Source organism: Caulobacter sp. FV1ye13L, assembly GCF_058681155.1.
On record NZ_CM178732.1, the window covers coordinates 3573874 to 3597778 of the forward strand.

At 67.3% G+C, this 23905-nt stretch carries 25 protein-coding genes; 14 read left to right on the plus strand and 11 right to left on the minus strand.

The features are described from left to right. Nucleotides 1–24: 24 nt before the first annotated feature. The 5 genes from ACW176_RS17340 to ACW176_RS17360 are packed head-to-tail and all read left to right on the plus strand — an operon-like array spanning nt 25 to nt 4600. Complete coding sequence (locus ACW176_RS17340) at nt 25–1191, plus strand: LptF/LptG family permease (protein WP_492111959.1); 1167 nt, start codon at nt 25–27, stop codon at nt 1189–1191. Further along, a complete protein-coding gene (locus ACW176_RS17345) occupies nt 1188–2249 on the plus strand; it encodes an LptF/LptG family permease (protein WP_492110018.1) in 1062 nt (353 codons plus the stop codon). The genes ACW176_RS17340 and ACW176_RS17345 overlap by 4 nt, the downstream gene beginning before the upstream one ends. After that, nucleotides 2249–3400, plus strand: a complete 1152-nt coding sequence (locus ACW176_RS17350) for a dATP pyrophosphohydrolase (protein ID WP_492110019.1) — start codon at nt 2249–2251, stop codon at nt 3398–3400. The genes ACW176_RS17345 and ACW176_RS17350 overlap by 1 nt, the downstream gene beginning before the upstream one ends. Then, on the plus strand, nt 3397–4146 hold the full coding sequence (locus ACW176_RS17355; protein ID WP_419321234.1) for a nucleotidyltransferase family protein: 750 nt from the start codon (nt 3397–3399) through the stop codon (nt 4144–4146). Before ACW176_RS17350 ends, ACW176_RS17355 begins: the two co-directional genes overlap by 4 nt. A gap of 25 nt (nt 4147–4171) precedes the next feature. Beyond that, nucleotides 4172–4600, plus strand: coding sequence for a nuclear transport factor 2 family protein (locus ACW176_RS17360; RefSeq protein ID WP_492110020.1), 429 nt, complete (start codon nt 4172–4174; stop codon nt 4598–4600). A 12-nt stretch (nt 4601–4612) separates the two neighbouring features. On the opposite strand, the gene ACW176_RS17365 is transcribed toward ACW176_RS17360, so the two are convergent. Then, on the minus strand, nt 4613–5368 hold the full coding sequence (locus tag ACW176_RS17365; RefSeq protein WP_492110021.1) for a phosphocholine cytidylyltransferase family protein: 756 nt from the start codon (nt 5366–5368) through the stop codon (nt 4613–4615). A gap of 293 nt (nt 5369–5661) precedes the next feature. On the opposite strand from ACW176_RS17365, the gene ACW176_RS17370 reads away from it, so the two are divergent. Both ACW176_RS17370 and ACW176_RS17375 read left to right on the plus strand, forming a co-directional pair. Continuing rightward, nucleotides 5662–6702, plus strand: coding sequence for a substrate-binding domain-containing protein (locus ACW176_RS17370; RefSeq protein ID WP_492110022.1), 1041 nt, complete (start codon nt 5662–5664; stop codon nt 6700–6702). Between the two features lie 161 nt (nt 6703–6863). Continuing rightward, nucleotides 6864–7022 carry a hypothetical protein gene (locus ACW176_RS17375; RefSeq protein WP_419251608.1) on the plus strand — a complete coding sequence of 53 codons (159 nt, stop codon included), beginning with the start codon at nt 6864–6866 and terminating at the stop codon, nt 7020–7022. Nucleotides 7023–7035: 13 nt separating this feature from the next. Here the strand turns inward: ACW176_RS17375 and ACW176_RS17380 are convergent, their stop codons facing one another. From ACW176_RS17380 to ACW176_RS17390, 3 genes are read right to left on the minus strand one after another with little or no spacing between them, the layout of a single operon-like run. Then, complete coding sequence (locus ACW176_RS17380; protein ID WP_492110023.1) at nt 7036–7383, minus strand: hypothetical protein; 348 nt, start codon at nt 7381–7383, stop codon at nt 7036–7038. 24 nt (nt 7384–7407) lie between these two features. Next, a complete protein-coding gene (mepK, locus tag ACW176_RS17385) occupies nt 7408–8025 on the minus strand; it encodes a peptidoglycan L,D-endopeptidase MepK (RefSeq protein ID WP_492110024.1) in 618 nt (205 codons plus the stop codon). 54 nt (nt 8026–8079) lie between these two features. Continuing rightward, nucleotides 8080–9588, minus strand: coding sequence for a L,D-transpeptidase family protein (locus ACW176_RS17390; RefSeq protein WP_492110025.1), 1509 nt, complete (start codon nt 9586–9588; stop codon nt 8080–8082). Between the two features lie 223 nt (nt 9589–9811). On the opposite strand from ACW176_RS17390, the gene ACW176_RS17395 reads away from it, so the two are divergent. The 3 genes from ACW176_RS17395 to otsA all read left to right on the plus strand — a co-directional run bounded on the left by ACW176_RS17395 (nt 9812) and on the right by otsA (nt 14012). After that, on the plus strand, nt 9812–11623 hold the full coding sequence (locus tag ACW176_RS17395) for a glycoside hydrolase family 15 protein (protein WP_492110026.1): 1812 nt from the start codon (nt 9812–9814) through the stop codon (nt 11621–11623). Nucleotides 11624–11694: 71 nt separating this feature from the next. Next, nucleotides 11695–12474: a trehalose-phosphatase gene (otsB, locus tag ACW176_RS17400; protein ID WP_492111960.1), complete on the plus strand. Its 780-nt coding sequence runs from the start codon at nt 11695–11697 to the stop codon at nt 12472–12474. Then, nucleotides 12471–14012: an alpha,alpha-trehalose-phosphate synthase (UDP-forming) gene (gene otsA / locus ACW176_RS17405; RefSeq protein ID WP_492110027.1), complete on the plus strand. Its 1542-nt coding sequence runs from the start codon at nt 12471–12473 to the stop codon at nt 14010–14012. The genes otsB and otsA overlap by 4 nt, the downstream gene beginning before the upstream one ends. On the opposite strand, the gene ACW176_RS17410 is transcribed toward otsA, so the two are convergent. The 3 genes from ACW176_RS17410 to ACW176_RS17420 all read right to left on the minus strand — a co-directional run bounded on the left by ACW176_RS17410 (nt 13975) and on the right by ACW176_RS17420 (nt 15757). Beyond that, nucleotides 13975–14403 (minus strand): hypothetical protein, encoded by a 429-nt coding sequence (locus tag ACW176_RS17410; RefSeq protein WP_492110028.1) that lies wholly within the window; start codon nt 14401–14403, stop codon nt 13975–13977. The genes otsA and ACW176_RS17410 overlap by 38 nt on opposite strands. 96 nt (nt 14404–14499) lie before the next feature. Then, nucleotides 14500–15399 (minus strand): M56 family metallopeptidase, encoded by a 900-nt coding sequence (locus tag ACW176_RS17415; protein WP_492110029.1) that lies wholly within the window; start codon nt 15397–15399, stop codon nt 14500–14502. Beyond that, nucleotides 15389–15757, minus strand: a complete 369-nt coding sequence (locus tag ACW176_RS17420; RefSeq protein WP_419321219.1) for a BlaI/MecI/CopY family transcriptional regulator — start codon at nt 15755–15757, stop codon at nt 15389–15391. The genes ACW176_RS17415 and ACW176_RS17420 overlap by 11 nt, the downstream gene beginning before the upstream one ends. Nucleotides 15758–15995: 238 nt before the next feature. Between ACW176_RS17420 and ACW176_RS17425 the strand changes: the two genes are divergently transcribed. From ACW176_RS17425 to ACW176_RS17435, 3 genes are all read left to right on the plus strand, one after another. After that, nucleotides 15996–16814 (plus strand): 2-keto-4-pentenoate hydratase, encoded by an 819-nt coding sequence (locus ACW176_RS17425; protein ID WP_492110030.1) that lies wholly within the window; start codon nt 15996–15998, stop codon nt 16812–16814. 34 nt (nt 16815–16848) lie between these two features. Continuing rightward, nucleotides 16849–18123, plus strand: a complete 1275-nt coding sequence (locus tag ACW176_RS17430) for an MFS transporter (RefSeq protein ID WP_492110031.1) — start codon at nt 16849–16851, stop codon at nt 18121–18123. 114 nt (nt 18124–18237) lie between these two features. Continuing rightward, nucleotides 18238–19275 (plus strand): oxidoreductase, encoded by a 1038-nt coding sequence (locus ACW176_RS17435; RefSeq protein WP_492110032.1) that lies wholly within the window; start codon nt 18238–18240, stop codon nt 19273–19275. Between the two features lie 10 nt (nt 19276–19285). Here the strand turns inward: ACW176_RS17435 and ACW176_RS17440 are convergent, their stop codons facing one another. Together ACW176_RS17440 and rsgA are read right to left on the minus strand one after the other, a co-directional pair. Beyond that, a complete protein-coding gene (locus tag ACW176_RS17440) occupies nt 19286–19594 on the minus strand; it encodes a hypothetical protein (protein WP_419321215.1) in 309 nt (102 codons plus the stop codon). Between the two features lie 121 nt (nt 19595–19715). After that, on the minus strand, nt 19716–20783 hold the full coding sequence (gene rsgA / locus ACW176_RS17445; protein WP_492057125.1) for a ribosome small subunit-dependent GTPase A: 1068 nt from the start codon (nt 20781–20783) through the stop codon (nt 19716–19718). Between the two features lie 601 nt (nt 20784–21384). On the opposite strand from rsgA, the gene ACW176_RS17450 reads away from it, so the two are divergent. Beyond that, nucleotides 21385–21771, plus strand: coding sequence for a hypothetical protein (locus ACW176_RS17450; protein ID WP_492110033.1), 387 nt, complete (start codon nt 21385–21387; stop codon nt 21769–21771). On the opposite strand, the gene ACW176_RS17455 is transcribed toward ACW176_RS17450, so the two are convergent. Then, nucleotides 21768–22874, minus strand: a complete 1107-nt coding sequence (locus ACW176_RS17455; RefSeq protein WP_492110034.1) for a PfkB family carbohydrate kinase — start codon at nt 22872–22874, stop codon at nt 21768–21770. The genes ACW176_RS17450 and ACW176_RS17455 overlap by 4 nt on opposite strands. Further along, nucleotides 22875–23549: a bifunctional 4-hydroxy-2-oxoglutarate aldolase/2-dehydro-3-deoxy-phosphogluconate aldolase gene (locus ACW176_RS17460; protein ID WP_419321211.1), complete on the minus strand. Its 675-nt coding sequence runs from the start codon at nt 23547–23549 to the stop codon at nt 22875–22877. It abuts the gene before it with no gap. Between the last annotated feature and the right edge of the window lie 356 nt (nt 23550–23905).

The following is a 23905-nucleotide window of genomic DNA, read 5'->3' on the forward strand; positions in this document are numbered from 1 at the left end:
AATCTGCGTCTGATTGACCGCTACATGCTCAAGCTGGTGGCCTGGCCGATGGTCGGCTGCCTGGGAGTCACGGTCGTCGCCCTGTTGCTGGAGCGGGTCCTGCGCCTGCTCGACGCCCTGTCGCAAAGCAGCGCCCGCTTTGGCTATGTCACCGAACTGGCCGCCAATCTGGTGCCGCACTATCTGGGCCTGGCCCTGCCGGTGGCCTTCTTCGTGGCCCTGTTCATCGTCATCACCAAGCTGTCGGACGGCTCGGAGATCGACGCCCTGCTGGCCAGCGGACAGTCGCTGAGCCGCATCGCCATTCCCTTCGTCTGCGTGGGCCTGTTTCTCAGCCTCTTCAGCGTGGCCCTGTTCGGCTACAGCCAGCCCTACAGCCGCTACGCCTATCGCTCGGTGATGCACGCGGCCGTCAACGCCGGCTGGAACGGACGCCTGTCAGGCGGGGCCTTCATCGACGAGGACAACCTGCTGATGACGGCCGACGGCGCCGACCAGGCCGGCCAGAGCCTGACGCGCATCTTTATCCGCCGCCTCGACGACAAGGGCCGCGAAGAAGTGATCACCGCCCAGACCGCCACGCTCAGCGCCAGCCCGGGCGGCGACAAGGTCACCCTGCTGCTGCGACGCGGCCAGCGGATCGGCCTTGACGCGGCCGGCGGCTACCGCACCCTGGCCTTCGACCAGTTCATCACCGAGATGCCCCTGGCCGGCGCCGCCACCCTGCTGCGGGCGCGCGGCGGGGATGAGCGCGAACTGACCCTGAACGAACTGGCCCGGCAGGCCGCGTCAAACAGCTCCATACTGCCCAAGCCGACCCTGCTGGCCGAGCTCTATGGCCGGCTGGCCCGGGCCGCCTTCCTGCCCTTCCTGCCGCTGCTGGCCTTCCCGCTGGGCCTGGCCGCCAAGCGCGGCAACCGCACCCCGGGCCTGATCGTGGCCGGCGTGCTGCTCCTGGCCTTCCAGCATTCGCTGCTGCTGGGCCAGAGCCTGGCCGAGGCCGGCAAGGCCAATGCCCTGCTGGCGATCTGGGGACCGTTCCTGGTCTTCACCAGCTTCAGCGTCTGGATGTTCATGGGCAGTCGCAAGCGGCCCGGCGATACGCCCATCAGCCGCGTGGTCCGCCGGATCGGCGAAACGATCGACCGGGCCGTTCGTATGGTCGCTCCTCGCCGTCAGGCCGCGTCATGAGACTTCAGCGTTATGTTCTGGGCGTCGCGGCCAGCCGCATCCTGAGCGCCGCCGCTGTCCTGATGGGCATCCTGCAGGTCCTGGACCTGCTGGAAGTCACCACCGACATCCTCGACCGGGGGCTGGGTGTGGGCGGGGTGCTGTACTACGCCGCCCTGCGCGCCCCGCGGCTGATCGAGCAGATCGCGCCGATCAGCGTGCTGGCCGGTGGTCTGTTCGCGTTCTCGCAACTGGCCCGAGAGAGCGCCATCATCGCCATGCGCGCGGCGGGCATCTCGGCCTACCGCATCGTGGCCATGGCCGCCCCGGCCGCCGTGGCGATGATGCTGCTGGACTTCACCTGCGCCCAGGTGATCGCCCCGCGCACCGATCCGATCCTCGACGCCTGGTGGGAGGCCCACACTCCCGCCGCCGACCGCAAGGCCACCGGCCCCGTCAGCTTCCGGGTGGGCGACGATCTGGTGATCGCCGCCAGCGCCGCGCCGAACGGCCGCGCCCTGCAAGCCGTCAAGATCTACCGCCGTGACGAGACCGGCCGCCTGATCGAGCGAGTGAACGCACCCGCCGCGACCTTTGCCGGCAAGGACTGGAACCTGTCCGAAGCGGTGACAACCCGCTTTTCCAGCCAACGCGTCGACACCGTCACCACCAGCCAGATAACCTGGCCCTCGCCCCTGCGGCCCTTGGACGTCCAGGCCCTGTTCTCGGACAATCCCGCGCCGTCGGCGGGCTCGGCCCGGCGCGCCCTGCTCAATGGCGGCACCGATCGGCCGCCCAGCTACTACGAGACCCGCCTGCTGGGCGCCTATGCCGGCCCGTTCGGGGCGCTGATCATGCTGTTGCTGAGCGCGCCGGTGGCGCTGGCCAACTTCCGCAGCCGGCAGGGCGCTGTGCTGCTGACCGTGGGTCTGGCGTCTGGCCTGGTGTTCTTGGTTGTCGACGGCCTGCTGTCGGCGCTGGGCGAAAGCGGTGCGATCTCGCCGATCCTGGCCGTCTGGGGCGGCCCTGTCATCTTTGGCGCCCTGGCGATCAACGCCCTGATCAATCTGGAGGGCTGATGCCGTTCGACTCCCAAGACGCCGACCTTCGGGTCATCCCGGTCAGCACCCCGGCCGAGCTGGCGCGGTTCATCAAGCTGCCGGCGCGCCTCAACGCCGGCGATCCCAACTGGATCACGCCCCTGATGATGGAGCGGTCCGAGGCCCTGTCGCCCAAGACCAATCCGTTCTTCGAGCACGCCGAGGTGCAGCTGTTCCTGGCCGTGCGCGGGGGGCGCGACGTCGGCCGGATCAGCGCCCAGATCGACGCCCTGGCTCCGCAGGCGGAAGGCCAGAAGACCGGCAATTTCGGCCTGATCGCCGCCGAGGATGATCCCGCCGTCTTCAAGGTGCTGTTCCGCGCCGCCGAGGACTGGCTGCGCGACCGCGCCTGCACGACGGCCCTGGGTCCGTTCAACCTGTCGATCAACGAGGAGGTCGGCCTGCTGGTCGACGGCTTTGACAGCCCGCCCATGGTGATGATGGGCCACGACCCGGCCTATACCGGCGGCCGCGTCGAGCAGCAGGGCTACGCCAAGGCCAAGGACGTCTACGCCTATCTGTGCGACCCGACCGCCGACCTGCCGGCTGTCGTGGTGCGCCGGGTCAAGCGCGGCCTGCCCGACGGCGTGGTGCTGCGCGAGCTGGACATGAGCCGCTATGACGAGGAGGTCGTCTCTCTGACCGAAATCCTCAACGACGCCTGGGCCGGCAACTGGGGCTTTGTTCCCACCACCGAGGCCGAGACCCGCCAACTGGCCAAGGCTCTGAAGCCCGTCATCGAGAAGAAGATGACCCTGTTCGCCGAGATCGACGGCGAGCCCGCGGGCTTCATCGTGCTGCTGCCCAACGTCAACGAGGCCATCCGGGACCTGAAGGGCAAGCTGCTGCCGTTCGGCTGGGCCAAGCTTCTGTGGCGGCTGAAGGTCAGGGGTGTGAAGTCGGCGCGGGTGCCGCTGATGGGGGTGAAGCGCAAGTTCGCCGACACCATGCGCGGCCAGCTGCTGCCCTTCCACCTGATGAACGCAGGCCGCAACGCCTCGCTGGCCCTGGGCTATACCAAGTTCGAGTTCTCGTGGGTGCTGGAAGAGAACATGCCGATGCGGCGCATCTCCGAGGCCATGGGCGCGACGATCTACAAGACCTATCGCCTCTACGAGAAGGCGTTGTGAGCTTCCAGGCTCTGGTTCTGGCGGGTTCGCGCGGCGGGATCGATCCGGTCGCCGACTATGCCGGCGTCAGCCACAAGGGCCTGATCGTCCTGGGTGGCGAGACCCTGCTGACCCGGGTGTTGCGAGCCCTTGACCAGGCCGGCGCGACGCGGATCGGGGTCTCGACCTCGGATATCGCCCTGGTGGAGGCCCTGGCGGGCGTCGCCAAGGCGTCTCCCCTGCCCGCCGCCGGCGGTCCCAGCCAGAGCGTCCATGACGGCGCCAGCATCATGGGCACGCCGCTGCTGGTCACGACCGTCGACCATGCCCTGCTGCAGCCGGAATGGATCACCGAGTTCCTGGCCAAGGCCCCGGCCGACTGCGACTTCGCCGTCCTCATGGCGCCGGAGGCTGTCGTCCGCGCGGCTGCGCCGGAGACCAAGCGGACCTACTGGCGGTTCAAGGACGGCGGCTATTCGGGCTGCAACCTGTTCCTGCTGCGCAACGAGACCGCCCTCAACGCCGTGGCCTTCTGGCGCAAGGCCGAGAGCCTGCGCAAGCAACCCTGGAAGATCGCCGCCCTGCTCGGCCCGGTCATGCTGGGCCGCTACGTGCTGGGCTTGATGACCATCGACGAGACGCTGGAGCGTCTGGGCCGGGCCGCCGGCGTCAAGGCCGCCATCGTGCGCTCGTCCTACGGCCTGGCGGCGGTGGACGTCGACAAGCCGTCGGACCTGGATCTGGTCAGGACGATCATCGAGCGCTGAACGTCTCGAACCTAGGGAGCCCCCCATGACTGATCTGCCCCAACTCCACCCCGCCGCCGCCAAAAGCCTGTCGGCCTGGCATGAGATGGTCGCCAAGGGCGATCTGGGCGACCTGCGGTCCATCGTCCATCCCGACGCGACGTTCCGCTCGCCGGTAGCCTTCAAGCCTTACAAGAGCGCCGAGGCCGTGGTGCTGGCGCTGAGCACGGTGCTGACCGTGTTCGCCGACTTCGCCTATCACCGGCAGGCCACGACCGACGACGGGCTGAACGTCGTGCTCGAATTCAGCGCCAGGGTCGGCGACAAGGCGGTTAAGGGGATCGACTTCGTCCGCTTTGACGAAGACGGCCAGATCGTCGATTTCGAGGTCATGATGCGGCCGCTGAACGGCGTGCAGGCCCTGGCCGAGGAAATGGGCAAGCGCCTGGGCGGGATCATTCCGGCCTATAAGTAGGCCGGGGCAACCTTACGCCTCGACCTGCTCCGCTACCCAGGACGCCGCCAGTTCGCGATTGCGCGGCAGGTCTTCGGGGAAGTCCATCTCGGCCCAGTCCAGGCCCTGGATCGACTGCACCCGAACCACGTCGTACTCCTGGGCGATCTGGTTGATGACGCTGAGATACCAGCGCTTCAGGCCCTCCGGCGTGCGCAGGGCGGCGTCGACGATCTTGGTGAACAGGGCCGCGCCCTCGGCGTCGAAGCGCAGGAAGCCGATCGACTCGGCGTCATAGGTCTCGATGGTCTTGCCGATGGCGCGCAGGGACAGCCCCTCGGTCGCCACCTTCATGTCGTCGGCGTCATAGCCGCCCTTGCGGTCGATGGTGACGGTGATCTGGGCCGGCGGAGCAGCCATCAGGCGCTCGGCGATGGCCGGCTCGAACAGGGTGTCGCCGTTCAGCAGCAGGAAGTCGCCGACCATTTCGCCGCGCGCGAGCCAGCAGGTGGCCAGGTTGTCGGTCAGGCCGAAGAACGGGTTGAACAGGGTGCGCACGGTCAGGCCGGGCAGGTCCAGGCCCGCGATCTCGGCCTCGACAGTGTCGGCCGCAAAGCCGGTGACGACCACCACCTCGGTGATCCCGGCCTGGCGCAGATGGCGCAGTTGCCAGTGCAGCACGGTGCGGCCCGACAGCTCGACCAGGCACTTGGGACGCGTGTCGGTCAGCGGCGACAGACGCTTGCCCTGGCCCGCGCTGAGAATGATGGCTTTGGTCGGAGGCGCCACGGAGACTCGATTCACTTCTGGCCGCACGGGTCGGCATCTGATTCAGGGCGGGAAGCTACAGGATACTGCAGCCCCCACATAGGGCCAGCGCGCTCGCCCGGCGAGAGGCGCAACGCCGCAGCTGCGACGCGATGAACAGGTCGCCCGCGAGGCGCGAAAGGGCGCCGGCGCCGCTAATCCGCATACAGATTTTCGCATCGCCGACTGTCGTAAAACCTTGATATAGTTCGACAGACCATGTTTGAACGCGGCGCGTTCTCCCGTCTGACCCCGTAGAATCCGGACCTATCACCATGACCAAGCTTCTTGGAGCCGCCGCCGCCCTCGGGCTGCTGGCCGCCGCCGACACCGCCTATGCCGCGCGTGACTATGTGTGGGCCGCAGGCTCCTCGACCGTCTTCCCGTTCACGACCCGCGTGGCCGAGAACTACGCCAAAAAGACCGGCAAGAAGTCGCCCAAGGTCGAAAGCCTGGGCACGGGCGGCGGCATCAAGATGTTCTGCGGCGGCATGGGCGAAAAGTATCCCGACGTCGCCAACGCCTCGCGCCCGATGAAGAAGTCCGAGTTCGAAGCCTGCAGGAAGGCCGGCGTCAAGGACATCGTCGAGCTGAAGATCGGCTTCGACGGCATCGTCGTGGCGATGGACAAGAAGTCGCCGGACTACAATTTCAAGCTCGAGCACCTGTATCTGGGCCTGTCCGACCAGACCCTGCGCGGCGGCCAGCTGGTCAAGAACCCCTACAAGTCGTGGAACGAGGTCAACCAGGGCCTGCCCAAGGCTCGCATCCTGGTCTATGGCCCGCCGCCCACCTCGGGCACCCGCGACGCCTGGATCGAGCTGGGCATCGAGGGCGGCGCCGGCAAGCTGCCGCCCCTGACCAAGCTGAAGTCCGACGACGAAAAGGCTTTCAAGGCCAAGGTCGCGCCGATGCGCACCGATGGCGGCTGGGTCGACGCCGGCGAGAACGACAACGCCATCATCGGCACCATCCAGAAGACCCCCAACGCCCTGGGCGTGTTCGGCTATTCGTTCCTCGAGCAGAACGCCAACACCATCAAGGCCGCCAGCATCAACGGCGTGAAACCGACCGTGACCACCATCACCAACGGGACCTATCCGATCTCGCGCTCGCTCTACATTTACGTGAAGAAGAGCCAGATCGGTGTGACGCCGGGCCTCAAGGAGTTCGTCAACGAATTCGTCTCGGACGCCGCCACCGGCCGGGGCGGCTATCTGCAGTCGCGCGGCCTGATCCCGCTGCCGGTCCAGCAGCACGAGGCCAACAAGGCCAAGTCCAAGACCCTGCCGGTCATGGCGGCCCCCAAGTCCTGATCTGGCGCGTCATCCCGGAAACTTGAATCGGAGCCACGCTCCGGCCCAAGTTTCCGGGATGACGCCGCCCGTCGGGCTCGCGATCGTGCAATCGCACCCAAGGGCTTGACCGACGGCAGCAGCGCGCGCCCCATGGCGGGCCTGCCAATGCGGAGAGCCTCATGGCCGAACGTGTCGAAGAACGCCTGCAGGATCTGGAGCGGCTGGTGATCCGGCAGGCCGAGCGGATCGAAGACCTGGAACAGCAACTGCTGACCATCACGCGCTTGGCGCATCTGGCGGCGCAGAGGGTGCGCCCGCCCGAGAGCGAAGCGGCCTGATCCCTAAAAGACCCTAGTTGGTCGGCTGGTCCGGCGCCGCGCGCGAGGTCATGCCTGCAGCCGCAGCGTCGTCGGCCATCTGAGCGTCGACCGGCGGCGTTTCACGCACCGGCGTCGGTGTCGTGACGGGCTGAGCGACGACCGGAGCCTCGATCTTGCGAGGTGCGGACGCGGCGACAGGTCCAGTATTGAGCGCCGCAGCGGCCGCATCGTCGGCGGCGGTGCGCAGCTCGTCGGAGCCTTCGTCATAGCCGCCCAGGCCGGCGGTCAGGAACAGGATGGCGCCGAAGGTGGCGATGACGCCCACGACAAAGCCCAGGAAGATCCATCCGAACGGATTGCTGCGACGTTCAGCGCTCATAGATGGCCCCCTGCCCTTGCGGGCCTAACTTCCCTGCCAGCGCCGGAACGGCCCGACATCGACGTGCACGAACTTGCTGTCGGGATAATAGCCGACGCCGCCCCGCTTCAGATCCAGCGCCGCAGCGCGGAGATGATCGAGGGCGACATCCTCCAGATAGATGTCCATCGCCTTGCCGTCCATGTGCAGACTGCGCTTTGCGACCTCGCCGCTGCGCTCCGCCAGCAGGCGGTTGCTGGCCGGCGAGCGATAGCCCGAGATGATCTGGAAGGCGGTCTTGGTCTCGGTCTTGCGATGGATGTCGGTCAGCAGGTCGAACAGGTGGACGTTCATCGGGGCGACCTCGCCGGTGCGATGATCGCGCAGCACCTTGTTGAGGGCCTGCAGGGCGTCGGGAACATAGGTTCCGTTCTCCCAGTACACGGCCTGCAACTTTTCGTCGGTGTGGAGGTTATACAGCGAGACCCACTTGGGCGCGGCCTCGGCCACCGGCTGGATCGCCGCGACAGGGGCCGGCGTCAACGGCGTCTGGGCTTCCAGAAGCGCGCCGATGATATCGTCCTGAGCGTGGGCCGACGGGCCTATCGCTGCGGCGCCAAGCGCGCTCAAACCCAACTGAAAAAACTTACGCCGTGCGATCATGACGCTATCCCTGACACCGTACTGCCCGCAGGACACCCCAGGCCGGCCAGAAGGTCAAGCTGAGCCGGAGAGGGCTGCGGCGATCCGCTGCACCAGCAGGCGGTCCCAGCCATAGGGATCGTCGCGGAAATTGACCTGGCCGTCGGGCGTCACATAGGCCGTCCAGTACAGCAGGAAGACCGCGATCTGCTGGGGCAGCTGGGCCCGCACGGTCTTGCCGCCGGCGATGGTCGCGTCGATCACCTCGGGCGTCCAGGTCGCGTCGCCTTCCATCACCGCGCGAGCCAGGTCGACCGGCTTTTCGACGCGCACGCAGCCGTGGCTGGCCAGGCGGCTGAAGCTGGCGAAGCGCGCGCGGCTGGGGGTGTCGTGCAGATAGACGCCATAGGGATTGACGAAATCGAACTTGATCAGGCCCAGGGCGGCCTTGGGTCCGGCCTTCTGCTGCAGGCGCGAGCCGCCGCCCTCGGTCGGGATGACGATGAAGTCGTTGCGGGCAAAATACCCCGGATTGGCCCGCTCCTTGGGCCACAGCTCCTTGGCGGCGATCGAGGATGGCACGTTCCAGGGCGGATTGAGCACGATGCTGTGGATGTTCGACTGCAGCATCGGCGTCTCGTCGCCAGGCCGGCCGGTGACGGCGCGCATGGTCAGGGTCGGGACGTCATGGTGGAATACCGACAGCACGGCGGCGGCGATATTGACCTGGATGCGGTCGGCCGGCAGCACCTGCGGCAACCACCGCCAGCGCTCCATATTGGCGAGGATCTGGTCCAGGCGCCGCTCGACAGGCGTGTTGAGGGCGTCCAGCGTCTTCTTGTCCAGTACGCCATTGGGGTTGAGCCCAAAGCGCTTCTGGGCCCGCATCAGGGCCTGGACCAGCGCCTCGTCGAACAGGGCCACGCCATCGACGGCCACGGTCGCATCCTCGACGGCCAGCCGGGCTTCCAGGGCCACGACGCGGGGATCGGTGGAACCCAGCTTAAGATCCGCTCCCACCGGCAGCATGGCCCAGCCGCCGCGGGCGGCGATGTCGCGATAGGTGACAAGGCCCCGGCGCAGGGTCTGATAGCCCGTATAGGGCGGCGGCAGGGTGTCCAGCCACGGCCCCAGGCGATCCTGGGCGACGGCCTGAACGAATTCGGGGCCGGGATCATAGATCGCCGGGCGCAGGCCCCAGTCGGTGCGGAAGCTGGTCAGCGGCAACCGGCCCGAGCGCACGGCCTTGGCATAGGCCAGGGTCAGGCCGATCAGCTGGCCCTGCCCGGTCTGGCGGGCGGCGACATCGCGCGAGGCCAGCAGCGCCAGGGCTTGATCAGGCGAAAAGGCGCCCAGTTCGAAGCCATGGGTGGGCGCTTCGGCCAGGACACGGCCCAGCAGTTCCATCTGGTCGACGCGCAGCGTCACGGAATAGGGGCTGACGGGGAAAGCCAGAGGCTGCTGCGGCGCGGCCTGAGGCTGCCGCGCGCCTGACGGCGAGGGATTCTGGGACTGCGCCAGAGTCGGCCCGCTCGCCAGGAGCCACAGCGCCCCTGCGGCCAGCGCGCATGATAGTCTCGACAAGCCGCTCACCGCCAATGGATCTCGTAACACCTTGCCACGCGAAGGATCCGCGCGATCCCAGATGGCCGGTCGGCAGGGGCTGCGTCAACGCGAGTATCGTGAAAGGCGAGCGTCACGCCGATCCCCGGGGTTCTTTTTGCGCCGCAGGAACCGGGAAGCCACACAGAGGGTTTCCAATGTGTCGTCAGGCCGACCCCAGGTCCCGCCCCACTCCGGATACCGTGTGCCCCAAAACTCCGCGCCCCAGACCCTTGACCTGTTTCCCATCGGCAACTGCGCCGTCAGCGCCCTGATCGACCGCAGCGGACGGTTCGTCTGGGCCTGCGCGCCGCGCGTCGATTCCGATCCGGTGTTTAGCGCCCTGCTCAGCGACGTTGATCCCCGGAGCGTTGCGGCCACCGGGGTCTGGGATGTCGATGTCGACCGGGCGGTGTCGACCACCCAGGCCTATCTGCGCAACACCCCTGTGCTGCGCACCGAGATCACCGACGCCGACGGCGCCAAGATCGAGATCATCGATTTCGCCCCCCGCTACCAGCAGTTTGGCCGCATCTTCCGGCCCACCGCCTTCATCCGCCTGATCCGCCCAGTCGCCGGAACGGCGCGCATCACCCTGCGGGTGCGGCCGACCGCCCAGTGGGGCGCGCGGCTGGCCGAGCTCACTTCGGGCTCCAACCACATCCGCTATCTGTGTTCCGACCTGACGATGCGGCTGACCACCGATTGTCCGGTGTCGCACATCCTCGAAGAGCGCACCTTCCGGCTAGAGCAACCGATCGCGCTGTTCCTGGGTCCTGACGAAGGCTTCGGCGCCGAGGTGGGCTCGACCTGCGAGAAAATGCTGCGCGAGACCACCGCCTACTGGATGACCTGGGTGCGGGGCCTGGCCATTCCGCTGGACTGGCAGGCGGCGGTGATCCGCGCGGCGATCACCCTGAAACTGTGCGTCCATGAGGAGACCGGCGCCATCGTCGCGGCCCTGACCACCTCGATCCCCGAACACGCCGACAGCGGCCGCAACTGGGACTACCGCTACTGCTGGATGCGCGACGCCTACTACGTGGTCCAGGCCCTCAACCGGCTGGGTGCGGTGGATATTCTGGAGAACTATCTGGGCTATCTGCGCAACATCGTCGACCGCGCGGCCGGCGGCCACATCCAGCCGCTGTTCGGGGTCGGGTTCGAGCCGCAGCTGACCGAGCGCTTCGCCCCCGCCCTGCCCGGCTATCGCGGCATGGGGCCTGTGCGCATCGGAAACCAGGCTTTCGAGCACCAGCAGCACGACGTCTACGGCCAGATCGTGCTGTCCAGCACCCAGGCCTTCTTCGACGAGCGCCTGCTGCGCCAGGCCACGGTCGCCGATTTCGAGGCCCTGGAGCCGGTGGGCGAGCGCGCCTTCCAGCTGCACGACAAGCCTGACGCCAGCCTGTGGGAATTCCGGGGCCGGGCCAATGTCCACACCTATTCGGCGGTGATGTGCTGGGCCGCCTGTGATCGCCTGGGCAACGCCGCCCAGAAGCTGGGCCTGCCCGATCGCGCCCGGTTCTGGAACGGTCGCGCCGCCATGGTGCGCGCCACCATCGACGCCGCCGCCTGGAATCCCGAGCTGGGCCGGTTCGCGGCGACCTTCGGCGGCGACGAGCTGGACGCCAGCCTGCTGCAGCTGGTCGACCTGCGCTTCATCAGCGCCAATGACCCGCGCAACATCGCCACGGTGGCGGCGGTCGAAAGCGGCCTGCGCAAGGGCTCCTACCTGCTGCGCTACGCCATTCCTGACGACTTCGGCGAGCCCAAGACCGCCTTCAACATCTGCACCTTCTGGCTGATCGAGGCCATGCACCTGGCCGGCCGCGCCGAAGAGGCCCGCGCCCTGTTCGAGGACATGCTGGCCCGCCGCACCGCCGCCGGTCTGCTGTCGGAGGACATCGGCTTTTCGGACGGCGAGCTGTGGGGCAACTATCCGCAGACCTACTCCCTGGTCGGCCTGATCAATTGCGCCATGCTGCTGAGCCGGCCCTGGTCGTCGGTGCGATAGACTCGCCGGATCGAAACTTCGCCTCGAGCGTTCCTCTCGTCATGTACCGATTTGAAGAGGGGCGTCTGGTGATGACCGTGCAGGGGTCAAGCGCAAGACAACAGCTCCACGACCTGCCCCCGCCGCCGTCGTTTCCGCCGGCTTCGGCCGCTCTATTTCTCGACCTCGACGGCACCCTGGCGCCGATCATGCCGCGCCCCGAGCACGTGGGGCCGGACCGGCGACGCGCCATGCTGATCAAGCGCCTGACCGCCACCCTGAACGGCCGGGTGGCCGTGGTCAGCGGCCGCGCGCTGGACGATCTGGACCGCATCTTCGAGCGCGGCGTCACGCCGGTGGCGGCCGTTCACGGCCTGGTGCGGCGCGACGCCGACGGTCATGTCGTGACCTCCACGCCGCACAGCGGCATCCCGGACGCCCGCCTGCTGCTCCGCGATCTGGCCCGCTGCGACAAGGGCCTGCAGTTCGAGGACAAGGGCGTCAGCGTCGCCCTGCACTATCGCAACGCCCCCGCCGCCGGCGAGGCGGTGATCGAGACCGCCGAGCGCATCGCCCGAAACACCGGCCTGGTGCTGCAGAGGGGCGACATGGTCGTCGAACTGCGCACCCCGGGCCAGGACAAGGGCCAGTCGGTCGCAGCCTTCCTGCGCGAGCAACCCTTCATGGGCGCGACCCCGATCTTCGTAGGCGATGACCTGACCGACGAGGACGGCTTCGCCGCCGCCGCGCGTCTGGGCGGCTACGGTGTTCTGGTGGGCGACATGCGCCCGACCGCCGCCAGCTACCGGCTGAAGGACACCGCCGCCGTCTCGGCCTGGCTGGAGGGCGTCGCGACGCTGATGCCCGCATGAGCCGGCTGATCGTCGTTTCCAACCGGGTCAATCCACCGCCCAGCCCGGAGACGGGCGACGGCGAGGGCAGCGTCGGCGGCCTGGCCATGGCCCTGGCCGCAGCCCTGCGCGAATATTCCGGCATCTGGTTTGGCTGGAGCGGCAAGACCACGCCGCAGTTCACCGGCCAGCTGGCCATGCAGCGGGTCGACGGCGTGACCACCGCCACGGTCGATCTGGAGGAAGCCGACTATCAGGAATATTACAACGGCTACGCCAACAAGACCCTATGGCCGCTGTTCCACTATCGCGTCGACCTGACCGCCTATGACCGCTCGTTCGGCGAGGGCTATGACCGGGTCAACAAGCGTTTCGCCGAGACCCTGCGGCCGCTGATCGAACCCGACGACGTGATCTGGGTGCACGATTATCACCTGATCCCGATGGCCCGGGAACTGCGGCGGATGGGCGTGACCAACCGCATCGGCTTCTTCCTGCACATTCCCTGGCCGGCCCATCAGCTGGTGGTCACCCTGCCCCGCCACCGCCCTCTGGTGGAGGCGATGTTCGACTATGACCTGGTCGGGTTCCAGACCGAGGAATCGCGTCACGCCTTCGAAGGCTATGTCACCTCCGAGGTCGGCGGCTCGGTCGCCGCGAACGGCGAGCTGACGGCGTTTGGCAAGACCACCCGCGCCGCCGCCTTCCCGATAGGCATCGACGCCGAGGACTTCGCCCGCATCATCGAGGGCCCGCGCGCCCGCAAGGTCTATGACCGCATGCTGGCCCACAGCGTGTTTCGCAAGATGGTCGTGGGCGTCGACCGCCTGGACTATTCCAAGGGCCTGGAAGAGCGCCTCATCGGCTTCGAGCGCTTCCTGCACGACAATCCCGACATGCGCCGCGAGGTCATGCTGCTGCAGATCGCGCCGCTGTCGCGCGACGAGGTCGAGGCCTATCAGGACCTGCGCTCGCGCCTGGACGGCCTTGTCGGCCGGATCAACGGCGCCTATGCCGAGATGGACTTCACGCCGATCCGCTATGTGAACAAGTCCTACCGGCGCGACGAGCTGGCCGGGATCTATCGCGCCGCCAGGGTGGGGCTGGTGACGCCGCTGCGTGACGGCATGAACCTGGTGGCCAAGGAATATGTCGCGTCCCAGGACCCCGAAGATCCCGGCGTGCTGATCCTGTCGCGCTTCGCCGGCGCAGCCCGCCAGCTGTCTCAAGCCCTGATCGTCAATCCCAACAGTCCGGAGGAAATCTCCGACGCTCTGAGTCGCGCCCTGGCCATGGGCCTGCCCGAGCGCAAGCGCCGCTGGGAGGCCCTGTTCGACACCGTCCAGCGCAAGGACGTCACCGCCTGGCGCGACGACTTTGTCGGCGCCCTGACAGCCCCTGCCGAAGAGATCCTGCCGGTCCCGCCGTCCAGGTCACTGATGGGGGCCTCCGCTCCGGCTGTTGCCCAGAGGGAGCCCCCGTCGACCCTGTCATTTCAGCAAATCCGCTCGGGCGATGCGCCTAGGTCTGCGGCGTCCGAAGCACGCCGCTGCGGATGACCGGCAGCAGGAACGTCACCAGCAGGACCAGGTTGGGGATGGCGTTCATCCCATAGCCGGTGGCGATCGACATCGGGGTGTCGATCACGAACCAGATCAGTACGCCCGCGACCAGTCCGCGCCAGACGGGGGTGGCGCGCTCGCCCAGCAGGATCGCGGCCTGGATGGTCACCGCCACGGTCACGGCCCAGCCGATGGTCACTGCGCCCATGAGCGCCAGGCTGAAGCGCATCTGCGCATTCAGATTCAGCGGCTCCGGGCCGTTCAAAATACCGAAGATCAGACGGGTTGGCCCGCTGGTGGCCTCAAGACCGCCCCCGACCAGAACGGCGCCAAAGACGCCGACACCCCAACACCACACCGTCAACCAGTTGCGCCAGAAGCCTGACATCGCGCTCTCCCCAGTTTTGCCTGACGCAACCTAGAAGCACCGGCCGAAGGCGCACAATTACCTGTCAGGTCATGACGCCGTGTCGCGGCCCGGGGCTCAGGGTTCGAGGGCCAGGGACATCCGTGCATAGATCACGGCCTCGGGCCAGATCACCGGCGCCGCCTCGGGCCTCGGCGGACCTTCCGGCTGGGCCGACCAGGCGCCGACGGCGGCGGTCAGGCTCATCACCATCACCAGCGCCCCGCCCAGGGCCGAACGGTGCAGGGTCGGCTGGGGCCGGGTCAGCATGATCACCCGCTCTTCCAGCGGATGGGGCGCGGCGGCCGGCCAGTGACAGCCCAGCGGCAGGGCGCGGGCGCCCAGCTGGGTCTTCAGCAGGGTGCGGGCATAGAGGCCACGCTCGCGCGACAGCCGCCCCATGACCCGGGCGTCGCAGGCCAGCTCCTGATCCAGTCGCGCCTCGCGCACCGCCAGATGGATCAGGGGATTGAACCAGCCCAGGCACTGGATCAGCGCCATCAACGCATTGACGCGCGGATCCAGCCGTTCGATGTGCGCGCGCTCATGCGCCCGGATCAGGCCGCGCTCGGCCTCGGTGAACCGGGTCTGATAGTCATCCGGCACCACCATGCGCGGGACCAGCACCCCGACCACGGCCGGGCCAGCCCGTCCCGAACGGGCGCGCTGCATGAAACGCGACTGGCTCAAGACCAGCAGCGCCAGGGCCAGCGACACGCCGACCAGCCAGACGCCGCCCAGGACCGCGGCATGGTCGCCCGGCAGGATGAAGTGACGCGCGGCTGCGGCGCCGGGCTCGGCGGCGCGGGCGGGCAGCAGGGCCGCAAGGCCCGCCGCCACCGGCAGCAGCCACAGCAGATAGGCGACCTCGGCCCCGAACAGGGCCCGGGTCGGACGGCGCAGGCTCAGGACCAGCAGGATCGCCAGACCGGCGGCCAGATTGCAGAAGACCAGATGGGTGAGGACCTCAGCCGCCATGTTCCAGGTCCTCGATCAGGCGCTTGAGGCGCGCGATCTCCTCGGCCTTCAGCGCACGATGCTGGGCGAAGTGACTGATCATCGGGGCCAGCTGGCCTTCGAACAGACGGTCCAGCAGCCCTTGGCTCTCGGCCTGGACATAGACGCTGCGGGCGATCAGGGGCCGATAGCCGTGCTTGCCCTCGGCGCGCTCGGACTTGATGGCCTTCTTCTTCAGCAGCCGGTTGATCAGCGTCTTGACCGTGGCCTCGCCCCAGGACTGGCTGGCGCCGACCTCGGCCACCAGTTCGTCGGCCGTCAGCGGCTCACGCCGCCACAGCGCTTCCATGACGTGACTTTCGGCCGAGGTGATATGCATGGCTCATTACATCCGTAATACTGCCTGACGCTATACCCGTCGCGTGGTCTGTCAAGCGGCGGAGCGCATGCGGCGGCCGGCGTCGCTGATCCCCGGCGCGCAAAATCTTGCCGGCCGGGTGAACCGCGATCTTGCCACCGGTGTCTCAAGGCGTGATTGTCAATGACACCGGTTTCCATTAGAGACGTCTCAGACCCGTAAAACGGGCTGTCGGGTTATTGTAGGGAGGACTAGCGGCGTGACCGTTTCCGCAGCCGAGAGCGATGTGTTCGCACCGGCGTCCATAGCTTCCCAATTCGTCAAGGCGCGCCTCGCCGGCGTCAGCGTCCCCGGTTATCCGGGCGGCGTGCTCCCTGTCACCATGGCCGACGGCTACGCCGTTCAGGACCTGGCCATCGATTCCTGGCCCGATGAACTGGTCGGCTGGAAGGTCGGCTATGTGCCGCCGCAGCATCAGGCTCGCCTGGGCGCCGAGCGTCTGGCCGGGTGCATTTTCAAGAAGAATCTCTGGGAAGCCGCCGACGCGCCGACCCCGTTCCGCGCCATCGACGGCGGCTTCACCGCCGTCGAGGCCGAGTTCATCGTCCGCCTTGGCAAGGACGCGCCCGAGGGCAAGACCGACTGGACCGCCGAGGAGGCCGCCGACTATGTGGGCGAGCTGATCCTGGGCGTCGAGATCGCCGGCAGCCCGCTGAAGACCATCAACGTGCTGGGCCCGCCCATCGTGGCCTCGGACTTCGGCAATAATGACGGCCAGATCCTGGGTCCCGTGCTCGAAAACTGGCGCGACGTCGCCTGGGAAGACATGGCCGTAGAAACCACGATCAACGGCGTCGTCGTCGGCACGGGCACGGCGGCTTCAATCCCCGGCTCGCCGCTCGCGGCCTTGGCCTTCCTGCTGGGTCACGTCGCCTCGCGCGGCCGGCCGCTGAAGAAGGGCATGCTGGTCACCACCGGGGCCAGCACCGGCATCCACGACGTGGTTACGGGCGACGCCGCAAGGGTTAGCTTCGGCGCGCTGGGACAGGTGGAGTGCGTCGCCGTCCCGGCCAAATAAGAAAACGACAACTCAGGGTAAGGAAGACGTATCCATGGTCATTCCCAAGGCTCCCGAGCCCTCCGAAAAGATCGGTCGGTATCGGTGGGTGATCGTCAGCCTGCTGTTTGCAGCGATGGTCATCAACTATGTCGATCGGCAGACGATCGGCATTCTGAAGTCGGACCTCTCCAAGGAGTTCGGCTGGAGCGAGGGCGACTATGCCGACCTCGTCTTCTATTTCCAGCTGTCCTACGCCGTGGCCTATCTGGTCTGGGGCAAGATCATGGACAAGATCGGGGCCCGCTGGGGCTTCGGCATCGCCTTCCTGATCTGGCAGGTCGCCCACATCGCCCACGCCGGCGCGCGCGGCCTTAACGGCTTCATCTTCGCCCGCATGGGCCTGGGCATCGGTGAGGCCGGCGGCTTCCCCGGGGGCATCAAGGCCGTGGCCGAGTGGTTCCCCAAGAAGGAACGCGCCTTCGCCACCGGCATCTTCAACGCCGGCACCAATATCGGCGCGATCGTCACCCCGCTTGTGGTGCCCGGCATCGTGCTGGCCTGGGGCTGGCAGATGGCCTTCATCGTCACCGGCGTGGCCGGGCTGATCTGGCTGCCCATCTGGCTGATCCTGTATCGCACGCCGCGTCAGCACAAAAAGATCAGCACCGCCGAGCTGGCCCATATCGAGCAGGACGAAGCCGATCCGGTCGAGAAAATCCCCTGGGTCAAGCTGCTGACCAAGCGCGAAACCTGGGCCTATGCCCTGGGCAAGTTCCTGATCGACCCGATCTGGTGGATGTTCCTGTTCTGGCTGCCTGACTTCCTGGGCAAGCGCTATGGCCTGGATCTGAAGACCTTCGGCCCGCCGCTGATCGCCATTTATCTGCTGTCGGACGTCGGCAGCGTGGGCGGCGGCTGGATGTCGTCGAAGTTCATGAGCATGGGCTGGAGCATCAACAAGGCCCGCAAGATCACCATGCTGATCTGCGCCCTGCTGGCCGTGCCGGTGATGTTCGCCTCCTATGCCGACAGCGTCTGGCTGGCCGTGCTGATCATCGGCGTCGCCACCGCAGCCCACCAGGGCTTCTCGGCCAACCTCTACACCCTGCCGTCGGATGTCTTCCCGCGCGGCGCGGTGGGTTCTGTGGTCGGGATCGGCGGCATGCTGGGCGCCGTGGGCGGCATGGTGTTCTCCAAATACATCGGCCAGGTCCTGGAGAAGATCGGCACCTATACCCCGATCTTCATCGTCGCCGGCAGCGCCTATCTGATCGCCCTGCTGGTGGTCCACCTGCTGACCCCCAAGATGGAGCCGGTGAAGATCTAGGTCTTCGTCCTTTCCACATGATTGGAGCCCCCGTCGCCTTGGCGCCGGGGGCTTTTTTCTGGCCCGCAGCCCAGCCAGAGCCTATTTCCAGAGCGGTTTCGAGGAGTTGCCGCCATGTCCCCCACCCCGCTCAAGGTCGCCCTGGTCGGCTACGGCTTCGCCGGCAAGACCTTTCATGCGCCGCTGATCGCCGCCACGCCGGGGCTGGAGCTGCACACGGTGGTGTCCAGCGACGCGGCCAAGGTGCGGGCCGACTTTCCGGAGCTGGCGGTCGTCAATGCCGATCTGGTCCGGGCCGTGGCCGATCCGGCCATCGATCTGGTGGTCATCGCCACGCCCGACGCCCTGCACGCCAGCCAGGCCCACATCGCGCTGGACGCCGGCAAGCATGTGGTGATCGACAAGCCCTTCGCCGTCACCCTGGAGGAGGCCCGCGCCATCGCCGACCACGGCCGGCGCGCCGGCCGCCTGGTCAGCGTGTTCCAGAACCGCCGCTGGGACAGCGACTTTCTGACCCTGCAGGCCCTGATCGAACGCGGCCATCTGGGCGAGATCGTCCAGTACGAAAGCCATTTCGACCGCTTCCGACCGCTGGTCCGTGACCGCTGGCGCGAAAAACCCGGCGCCGGCGCGCTGCTGGACCTGGGGCCCCACCTGATCGACCAGGCCCTGGTGCTGTTTGGCAAGCCGCAGGCGGTCTACGCCGACATCGCCGTCCAGAAGGACGGCGGCGTGGCCGGCGACTATTTCCACCTGCTGCTGCGCTATCCCCGTCTGCGGGTGCTGCTGCACGCCAGCCAGATGACCCAGGCGACCAATCTGCGCATGGCCGTGCACGGTACGAGCGGCAGCTTCATCAAGAGCGGGCTCGACACCCAGGAGGACCATCTGAAGGCGGGCCTAAGGCCCAGCGCGCCCGGCTATGGCGACGATCCCCGTCTGGGCGTCCTGATCCAGATGGAAGACGGCGAACCGGTCAGCACGCCTGTGCAGCCCGTGCCCGGCGACTATCGCGCCTATTATGCCGGGATCCGCGACGCCATCACCAGCGGCGCGCCCAGCCCGGTGCCGGTCGAGGAAGCCTTGCAGGTCATGGAGGTGATCGACGCCGCCCAGCGCAGCGCCGCAGAGCGCCGCGAAATCGTCCTATAGGCGAAGACGGTTAGTGGCTGACCGGGCCGGTCTCGCGTCGACCCGACAGCGCCAGGCCGGCGTCCAGGCCGCGCCGCCACAGCAGGTCGGCGTCATACAGCACCATGCCGTCCATCAAGGTCAGGCGCAGCAGCATGCGGGTGGGCAGCAGCAGGGTCCGCCGCATCGCCACCCGCGCGCCAAAGGCCGTCAGGTCCAGAACCGCCACCGGCTCGGCGCGACCGCCACCGGTGACCAGGTCGCCACGCAACAGACAGGCCCGGCGGCTCGCGGCGCGCCGCTCGACAGGCTGTTGCAGGAAGGCTTCAACGTCCGACATGACGCAAAACTAGGCCGCGAAGTGTCTAGGAACAGTTCCCTAGGGTGGTAAGCGAACGGTGAACCGGGGCTTAGCTGTGTTGGGTGTTGGTGAACCCCTGGGCTGCGTCAGACGCCCCACCTCACCCGCCCCGCAGATCCTTCTTCGTCGTCCGATAGGCCTTCTGCAGCGAGAGCTGCCGACGGCGGTCGGCCTCCTTGGCCACGCGTACGGCCTTACTCTCCACGGCCGCCAATTCCAGCCCCAGCTTCTGGAACGACGCCCAGCGGTCGCGGTCGAGCGCGCCGCTCTCCAGCGCGCCGCGCACCGCGCAGCCGGGCTCGTTGGCGTGACCGCAGTCACGGAACCGGCATTGCTCGGCCAGACGTTCGATGTCGTCGAACACCACGCCCAGCCCCTCCTCGGCGTCGATCAGCCCCACTTCGCGAATGCCGGGCGTATCCAGGATCATGCCGCCGCCGGGCAGCAGGACCAGCTGGCGATGGCTGGTGGTATGGCGGCCCCGGGCGTCGGTCTCGCGGATCGCCTGGGTGGCCATCCTGTCCTCGCCCAGCAGCACATTGACCAGGGTGGACTTGCCCACGCCCGACGAGCCGATCAGCACGCAGGTTTCTCCCGCCGCGATCTGGGCGCTCACAGCGTCCAGACCCGCGCCCTCACGGGACGACACCGCGATCACCGGGCAGCCCGCCGCCAGGGCGGCGACGTCATCAACCAGGGCCTGCGGCGCGTCGGAGAGGTCAGACTTGGTCAAAAGCACCACGGGCCTCGCGCCGCTCTGCCAGGCGGCGGCCAGATAGCGCTCGAGCCGGCGCGCATTGAAATCGGCGTTCATCGAGGTGACCACGAACGCCACGTCGATATTGGCGGCGATCACCTGCAGGGTCTGGACGCTGTCGGCGGCCCGCCGTGCGAAGGCGGTGCGGCGCGGCAGGATGGCGTGAAGGGTGGCCGAGCGTTCGGCCAGATTGGTCGTCAGCGCCACCCAGTCGCCCACCACCGGGACGCCGGCCTCGCGGGCCTCGTGCAGCAGGCGGCCGGACGGCTTGGCGCGTAGCTCGCCCTCGTCGGTGGCCACCACATAGGCCCCGCGCCGCTGCACGATGACACGCCCAGGGGCGTGCCCGGCGCGCGCGTGCGGTTCAAAGTCCCGCGCCAACGCGTCGGACCAGCCATATTGATCGATCAAGGACAGTGTCTTTCAACTCGAAGCATGCAGTCTAGCACCCTGCACCGGGCAAGGCTTCATCCGGGCCGCATCGGGCGCCGATCTTGTATCCACCCGGCTTCCCGCGCCTAACCCGCTGAAATCGCTGGCCCGGAGCGCGCCAAGTCCCCCGACCTGCGCACCGCCGTATACTGTCTTCACCTCAGGGCGATGGGGAGGGCGCGCGGCCAGCGACCCTCGCGGCCCTGGGGTGTGGTCGAGCGGGACTGGGGTCGAGGGGGATACTCGACCGGTCCGGGGATCCTGGCGTTGCAGGACCCGCCCGCCGTCGGCGTGGATGGGGATCAAGGCGAGTGTTGGTCAGAATTGGCCCCACGCCCCCCGACCTTCGGGACTTCGGGAAACCGAGGCTTCCGTGTTCCGGTAAGGCCCCAACTGGGCCACCCGCTGGGACGCTGACGGAAAACGATGACGCGGAGCGGACGACTTCGTCGAAACGGTACTTCTATTTCCAACTCCGGACGTGGTCCGGACGCTTCGCGCCCCTCCCCACCACCTCGGCGGCTTCCGCGCGAGATCGCGAAGCTGTGTCGGCATGACATCAATCAACAGGACCCCGCAGATGCCCAAATCCCGCAGCGCCCGCCCGCTCGCCAAATCTGGGGCGCGAACCAAAGCCCGGCGCGCCCAGGCTTCGGAGCGTCTTCAACAGCAGCTTGTCGAACGCATCAGCGCCCTCGCCGATATGCTGGAACGTCGCCGACAGCATACCTACCGGGACAATATCGGCGCCCTGATCTATCTGCAGCCGGGCGCGCCGGTGCCTGAAGGTCTGATCAAGGTCGAGTATGAAGAAGCCCCCGATCATTTGACCGAGGGCTCTCCAAATATTGTCATCCCTGGCGAAGACCCGGGACCGCCGGAAACGCAGGCGCCTGCCGCGGTCCCGGTTCGGCGCGCTGCGCCCCCGGCTCAAGGCCGGGGCGGGATAACAGTTTTTGCGGACTAGCGGATGACCCGCGCGCCCTTGCCCTTCATCACGGCCTCGACCTCTTCCTTGCGCACCATCGAGGTGTCGCCCGGGGTGGTCATGGCCAGGGCGCCGTGAGCCGCGCCGTACTCGACGGCGGCCTGGGGGCCCTTGCCTTCCATGAAGCCGTAGATCAGGCCCGAGGCGAAGCCGTCGCCGCCGCCGACCCGGTCATAGATCTCGAGGTTCTCGCGCATCATCGACGAATAGAACTCGCCGCCCGCGTACAGGATCGCCGACCAGTCGTTGATCGAGGCGGTCTTGGCGTTGCGCAGGGTGGTGGCGGCGACCTTGAAGTTCGGGAACTGCTTTACGGCAGTCTCGATCATCTTCTTGAAGTTGGCCGGGTCGATCGCGCTGATGTGCTCGTCCAGGCCTTCGACTTCAAAGCCCAGGCAGGCGGTGAAGTCTTCTTCGTTGCCGATCATCACGTCGACGTACTGGGCGATGTGGCGGTTGACCTTCTGGGCCCCTTCCTTGCCGCCCTGCGACTTCCACAGGCTGGCGCGGTAGTTGAGGTCGTAGGAGATCACGGTGCCGTACTTGCGGGCCACTTCGACCGCTTCGATCACGGCTTCGGCGGTGTTGCTGGCCAGGGCCGCGAAGATGCCGCCGGTGTGGAACCAGCGCACGCCTTCCTCGCCGAACAGCTTTTCCCAGTTCACTTCGCCGGGGCGGATCTGCGAGGCGGCCGAGTGACCCCGGTCGCTGCAGCCCAGGGCCGGACGAACGCCAAAGCCCTTCTCGGTGAAGTTCAGGCCGACGCGGGTGTTGCGGCCCAGGCCGTCAAAGTCGCGCCAGATGATGTGGGAGGTGTCGACACCGCCCTGCATCATCAGATCCTCAACCAGCCAGCCCAGATCGTTCACCGGCAGGGCGGTGACGGCGGTCGAGCGCTTGCCCCAGCACTTCTTGAAAGCGCGGGCGACATTGTATTCGCCGCCGCCTTCCCAGACGTTGAACTGGCGAGCGTTGCGAACCCGGCCAAAACCGGGGTCGAAGCGCAGCATCACTTCACCGAAGGACGCGCAATCCCACTTCGTTTCCGAAGCCGGGCGGATGTTGAGGATGTTGTCGGTCATTTAGGCCTTCCCACGAACCTTCTTGATGAGGTCCACCGTCTCGCGGACCTTGGCGGTGATGCCGGCATAGTCGCCGGCGTCGAGCATTTCAGGGGTGATGAGCTTGGAGCCCATGCCGGCGGCGACGATGCCCGCGCCGAACCACTTCTTGACCGAGGCTTCGTCGGGATCGACGCCGCCCGTCGGCATGATGCGGGTCCAGGGCATCGGGCCCAGCACCGCCTTGACGAAATCGGGGCCGCCGACCGACGAGCCGGGGAACACCTTGACGATCTCGCAGCCCAGTTCTTCGGCGTAGGAGATTTCCGAGGCGCTGCCGCAGCCCGGCGAATAGGGGATCTTGCGGCGGTTGCAGACCTTGGCCACGTCGGCGTTGAGGATCGGGCCGACCACGAACTTGGCGCCGTTGGCGATGTAGATGCCGGCGGTCGGCGCATCGACGATCGAGCCCACGCCCATGATCACGCGCTCGTCGGCCGTGGCGAAGTGCTTGGTGACTTCATAGAAGACGTGGCTGGCGAAATCGCCGCGGTTGGTGAATTCGATGCAGGGCGCGCCGCCGTCGGCGCAGGCCTGGATGACCTTTTTGCAGACCTCTGCGTCGGGATGATAGAAAACCGGGATCACACCCTGGTCCATCATGGCGGTCAGAACCGCCATACGATCTTTCACCATCACATAGTCCTCCAAAAGCATCGTTCGTGCGTGCGGGCCCTCTCAAGGACCCGTCGCAGGGAAGATTTCGCCGGTATTGGCTCAGGGCGATCGTTTAGACCGCGTCGCGCGCGGACGCCACTGCGTGGCTGCCGCTACGTCAAACAAAGGCGCGTTCGCGCCGCCTTGTTTCCTTCCCCAATGTCCTCTTCGTCACCCGCCCTCGTAAAAGTGAGGGCGTCGAGTCAGACCCGACGCCCCGAAGTTTGCGCAGGAGCGAGCTCAAAAGAGCCGCAACGAGACGGGCCGACGACGTCGTTCCGAACCGTAATGATACCGGTGTCATTTCGAGACAGGCTCGTGGCGCCACCGGTGTC

What these genes read in the sequence shown, in the direction of transcription:
- ACW176_RS17360 (WP_492110020.1), top strand. Translation starts at nt 4,172, where the DNA reads ATGACTGATCTGCCCCAACTCCACCCCGCCGCCGCCAAAAGCCTGTCG.
- otsA (WP_492110027.1), top strand. Translation starts at nt 12,471, where the DNA reads ATGAGCCGGCTGATCGTCGTTTCCAACCGGGTCAATCCACCGCCCAGC.
- ACW176_RS17430 (WP_492110031.1), top strand. Translation starts at nt 16,849, where the DNA reads ATGGTCATTCCCAAGGCTCCCGAGCCCTCCGAAAAGATCGGTCGGTAT.
- ACW176_RS17440 (WP_419321215.1), bottom strand. Translation starts at nt 19,594, where the DNA reads ATGTCGGACGTTGAAGCCTTCCTGCAACAGCCTGTCGAGCGGCGCGCC.
- ACW176_RS17410 (WP_492110028.1), bottom strand. Translation starts at nt 14,403, where the DNA reads ATGTCAGGCTTCTGGCGCAACTGGTTGACGGTGTGGTGTTGGGGTGTC.
- ACW176_RS17345 (WP_492110018.1), top strand. Translation starts at nt 1,188, where the DNA reads ATGAGACTTCAGCGTTATGTTCTGGGCGTCGCGGCCAGCCGCATCCTG.
- ACW176_RS17370 (WP_492110022.1), top strand. Translation starts at nt 5,662, where the DNA reads ATGACCAAGCTTCTTGGAGCCGCCGCCGCCCTCGGGCTGCTGGCCGCC.
- ACW176_RS17415 (WP_492110029.1), bottom strand. Translation starts at nt 15,399, where the DNA reads ATGGCGGCTGAGGTCCTCACCCATCTGGTCTTCTGCAATCTGGCCGCC.
- ACW176_RS17435 (WP_492110032.1), top strand. Translation starts at nt 18,238, where the DNA reads ATGTCCCCCACCCCGCTCAAGGTCGCCCTGGTCGGCTACGGCTTCGCC.
- ACW176_RS17455 (WP_492110034.1), bottom strand. Translation starts at nt 22,874, where the DNA reads ATGACCGACAACATCCTCAACATCCGCCCGGCTTCGGAAACGAAGTGG.
- otsB (WP_492111960.1), top strand. Translation starts at nt 11,695, where the DNA reads ATGACCGTGCAGGGGTCAAGCGCAAGACAACAGCTCCACGACCTGCCC.
- ACW176_RS17450 (WP_492110033.1), top strand. Translation starts at nt 21,385, where the DNA reads ATGCCCAAATCCCGCAGCGCCCGCCCGCTCGCCAAATCTGGGGCGCGA.
- ACW176_RS17350 (WP_492110019.1), top strand. Translation starts at nt 2,249, where the DNA reads ATGCCGTTCGACTCCCAAGACGCCGACCTTCGGGTCATCCCGGTCAGC.
- ACW176_RS17375 (WP_419251608.1), top strand. Translation starts at nt 6,864, where the DNA reads ATGGCCGAACGTGTCGAAGAACGCCTGCAGGATCTGGAGCGGCTGGTG.
- mepK (WP_492110024.1), bottom strand. Translation starts at nt 8,025, where the DNA reads ATGATCGCACGGCGTAAGTTTTTTCAGTTGGGTTTGAGCGCGCTTGGC.
- ACW176_RS17340 (WP_492111959.1), top strand. Translation starts at nt 25, where the DNA reads ATGCTCAAGCTGGTGGCCTGGCCGATGGTCGGCTGCCTGGGAGTCACG.
- ACW176_RS17460 (WP_419321211.1), bottom strand. Translation starts at nt 23,549, where the DNA reads ATGGTGAAAGATCGTATGGCGGTTCTGACCGCCATGATGGACCAGGGT.
- ACW176_RS17420 (WP_419321219.1), bottom strand. Translation starts at nt 15,757, where the DNA reads ATGCATATCACCTCGGCCGAAAGTCACGTCATGGAAGCGCTGTGGCGG.
- ACW176_RS17380 (WP_492110023.1), bottom strand. Translation starts at nt 7,383, where the DNA reads ATGAGCGCTGAACGTCGCAGCAATCCGTTCGGATGGATCTTCCTGGGC.